The organism is Streptomyces palmae (genome assembly GCF_004684805.1).
Taxonomy (GTDB): domain Bacteria; phylum Actinomycetota; class Actinomycetes; order Streptomycetales; family Streptomycetaceae; genus Streptomyces; species Streptomyces palmae.
The window spans coordinates 1-3,863 of the sequence record NZ_SRID01000513.1 but is presented as its reverse complement, the minus strand read 5'-3'; the positions used below and the strand labels follow the sequence as shown (position 1 = coordinate 3,863).

Here is a 3,863-nt window from a genome sequence, read left to right as displayed (position 1 = left end):
CCCTCGTCCACTGACACCCCGCCCACCGACGCACCGTCTCCGGGCACCTCGGCTACGGACCCCACCGCACCGCGATGCGAGCCCGCATCCGCGGCGGGCTCGTACACCCAGATAGAAAGGCACTTTTCGTGCGTAACACCATAAAGATCTCCGCCATCGCCCTCACCGTCGGCGCGCTCGCCCTCGGTGCCACCGCCTGCGGCCCCGACTCCGGTGGCAAGGACGGCGCGCTGGTGGTCGCCGCGACCCCGGTCCCGCACGCCGAGATCCTCAACTACGTCAAGGACCACCTGGCCGACAAGGCCGGCCTCAAGCTCGAGGTGCGGGAGTTCACCGACTACGTCACGCCGAACACGGCGACCGAGGACGGCTCGGTGGACGCCAACTTCTTCCAGCACCAGGCGTACCTGGACGACTTCAACAAGAAGAAGGGCACCCACCTCGTCCCCGCGGTCACCGTGCACCTGGAGCCGCTCGGCCTCTACTCCCACAACGCCAAGTCCCCCAAGGACATCGAGAAGGGCGCCACCATCGGCATCCCCAACGACACGTCCAACGAGGCGCGGGCCCTCAAGCTGCTGGAGGACAACAAGCTGATCACCCTCAAGAGCGACGCCGGCAACGAAGCCACCCCGGCCGACATCGCCGAGAACCCCAAGGGACTGAAGTTCAAGGAGCTGGAGGCCGCCATGCTGCCGCGCTCCCTGGACGACGTGGACGCCGCGGTCATCAACGGCAACTACGCCATCGAGGCCGACCTCAAGCCCGGCAAGGACGCCCTGGCGCTGGAGTCCCCCAAGGACAACCCGTACGGCAACATCCTCGTGGTGAAGCAGGGTCACGAGAAGGACCCGCAGGTCAAGAAGCTGGTCAAGCTGCTGACCTCGCCCGAGGTGAAGAAGTTCATCGAGGAAAAGTACGACGGAGCGGTCATCCCCTCCTTCTGATCCCCGACCCCTTGGGCCCTCAGGCCCTTCAGGTCCCCCTGGTCCGTCCGGTCCCCGGCGCCCGGCGGCCGGCCACCGCGCCGCCCGCCCCGCGCCGGGGCGGCGGGCAACCAGCCCCCGCGGAGGGCGTGGCGGGGAGCCAGCCCCCCGCGGCGGGGCGGCGGGGGAACCAACCCCCGCAGGCGGAGTGGAGGGCGTCGGTCCGCACGGACCGGGCCCGCCACCGGGCCCTCTCGGCTGCACGTCACCGGGCCGATGCTGCATGCTGGGCTCTCCCGAAGGCCCAGGCCCTGGTTACGGAGCGAGTCATGACATCCACCTTCCCGGACATCTGCATCAACACGGATCGGCTGGTGCTGCGCCCCTTCACCGGGCAGGACGCCCCGCAGCTGACCGAGATGATGAACGACGAGCTCGTCACCGCCTGGACCACCGCCCCGCACCCCTACACCGCCCACGACGCCCACGAGTGGATCACCCGGATCGCCCCCGCCGAACGCACCAGCGGTCGCGGCATCGTCTTCGCGGTCACCGAGTTCCTCACCCAGCGCCTGGTGGGCGTCGCCCGGTTGCACGGCACCGACTGGCGCTGCCGCTCCAGCGAGATCGCCTACCTCACCGCCCCCTGGGCCCGCGGTGAGGGCTATGCCTCGGAATCCGTGCTCGGCGTCGCCGGGTGGCTCTTCGGCGACCAGAAGTTCGAACGCCTGGAGCTGCGCACCCCGGCCGACAACACCGCCGCCCAGCAGGTGGCCCAGAAGGTCGGCTGCATCAGCGAGGGCGTGCTGCGCAACGCCTGGATAGCCCGCGCCCGGCGGGACCACGATCCGCTGGGCGGCTGGATGGACATCCGTACCGATCTGATCGTCTGGAGTCTCCTCCCGGAAGACCTGGACGGCGTCCCGGGCGCCCCGACCGGCTCGGGATTCGGCGCCTTCGCCGACTGGAGCTGACCCACCGCCCCCCGCCGGTCCCAACCGCCGGGGTACTCTCGGGCCAGCCCCCGCCCGCGCGCTCACGCGCCGCGACTGACCTGCGAAGAAACCGGGAGAAAGACGACGATGGCCGACCGCGTCACGGTGATCGGTTGGGACGGTACCCCGCTGACGGACGCGGCTCGCTCCGCCGTCGCCGCCGCCACCCTGGTGGCCGGCGCCGCACACCATCTGGCCCTGCCCGAGATCCCGCCCGGCGCCGAACGCGTCCGGCTCGGCAGCGTGCACCTGGCCGCCCGCCGCATCGCACAGCACCGCGGCACGGCCGTGGTCCTCGCCGACGGCGACCCCGGCTTCTTCGGGGTGGTCCGCACCCTGCGCGCGCCCGAACACGGCCTCGAGGTCGAGGTCATGCCGGCCGTCTCCTCCGTGGCCACCGCCTTCGCCCGGGCCGGTATGCCCTGGGACGACGCCCAGGTCGTGGTGGCGCACACCCGCGACCTGCGCCGCGCGGTCAACGTCTGCCGCGCGCACACCAAGGTCGCGGTGCTCACCTCGCCCGGCGCCGGCCCCGCCGAACTCGCCCTGCTGCTCCAGGGAGTCCACCGCACCTTCGTCATCTGCGAGGCACTGGGCACCGAGCGGGAGCAGGTGACGGTCCTCACCTCGGACAAGGTCGCCGACCACACCTGGCGCGACCCCAACGTGGTCATCGTCATCGGCGGCACCGGCGCCCGCCCGGTGGCCCCCGGGCGCGGCCAACCGGCAGCCGGGACCGGTGGCTGGATCGCCGGACGCGCCACCGGCTACCCCTCGCCGCTGCGCGGCTGGGCCCTGCCCGCCCCCGCGTACGCCACCGTGCTCGGCGAGGACGAGTCCCCGCAGCTGCGCGCCGCGCAACTCGCCCGCCTCGGTCCCCGGGTGGGCGACCTGGTGTGGGACATCGGCGCGGGCAGCGGCGCGGCGGCCGTGGAGACGGCCGGCTTCGGCGCCGCGGTGATCGCCGTCGACCGGGACGCGGACGCCTGCGGCCGTGTTGCGGCGCTCGCCCGCCGCTTCGGGGTCCAGCTCCAGACCGTGCACGGCTCCGCGCCGCAGGTGCTGGAAGACCTCCCGGAGCCCGATGTGGTCCGGATCGGTGGCGGCGGGGTCCCGGTGGTGGCCGCCTGCGCCGCCCGCCGCCCGGAGCGCATCGTCACCCACGCCGCCACCCGGGACGCCGCGGAGGCGGTGGGCGCGGTGCTCGCCGACGCGGGGTACGGCGTCGAGTGCGTGCTGCTCCAGTCGGTGGAGTTGGACACCCGGGGATGGACCGAGCGCGAGCGCGCCGTCCGGTTCCTGCTGTGCGGTCACCGCCCCCACCCGTGACCTCGGCCGACCCGTGCCCGAGGTAGGCTGGCGGACTGTTGTACCGCCCGTACCGTCGCCCGGTGTTCGGCGCTTTATCCGCCAATGGCGGGATCGCGTCGCTCCCTTGGCGGACCGCGGTACGACGGGGTAGGGGACGTGCAACGTGCCGCACATCGCGCACGCTCGTTCTTGCTGTCGGCGGGTTGGATGGAGCACTAGCGATGGGCGAGGGGAACGCATGACCGACACCGGCCAGGTCCCGGGTGAGGGACTGCCGGAGAGCGCGGGCGGACATCCCGTACTTCCGCCGCACTCCGCGTATCCCTACGCCGACCCGCAGTCCGTCCCGCACCAGGGCCACGAGGCGCAGGAAACCGCCGGCTACGAGGACGACATGCTGCTGATGCCGGGCTCCCAGGGCGCCTGGATGGACCAGCAGCAGCCCTATCCGCAGCAGGGCTCGTACCCGCAGCCGGACCCGTACCAGCAGCACCAGTACGACCAGCGGCAGCACCAGTACGACCAGCAGGGCGGGTACGAGCAGCAGCCCGCCGCCGAACCGCTGCCGCACGGCGCGCCCCAGGCCGGTACGTACCAGCCCGGCCCCCTCGACCAGCCCGCGGCCCAGACC

Annotated in this window: 3 protein-coding genes and 1 pseudogene; all 4 read left to right on the top strand. The window is 72.6% G+C overall.

Annotated elements, in window-relative coordinates:
* Positions 1-128: 128 nt before the first annotated feature.
* Positions 129-947 (top strand): MetQ/NlpA family ABC transporter substrate-binding protein, encoded by an 819-nt coding sequence (locus E4099_RS30155; RefSeq protein WP_167828531.1) that lies wholly within the window; start codon positions 129-131, stop codon positions 945-947.
* A gap of 308 nt (positions 948-1,255) precedes the next feature.
* Positions 1,256-1,900, top strand: coding sequence for a GNAT family N-acetyltransferase (locus E4099_RS30150; RefSeq protein WP_135342283.1), 645 nt, complete (start codon positions 1,256-1,258; stop codon positions 1,898-1,900).
* Positions 1,901-2,008: 108 nt separating this feature from the next.
* Positions 2,009-3,250: a precorrin-6y C5,15-methyltransferase (decarboxylating) subunit CbiE gene (cbiE, locus tag E4099_RS30145; protein WP_135342282.1), complete on the top strand. Its 1,242-nt coding sequence runs from the start codon at positions 2,009-2,011 to the stop codon at positions 3,248-3,250.
* A 220-nt stretch (positions 3,251-3,470) separates the two neighbouring features.
* Positions 3,471-3,863 (top strand): annotated as a pseudogene (locus E4099_RS30140) (hypothetical protein); the annotation flags it as partial.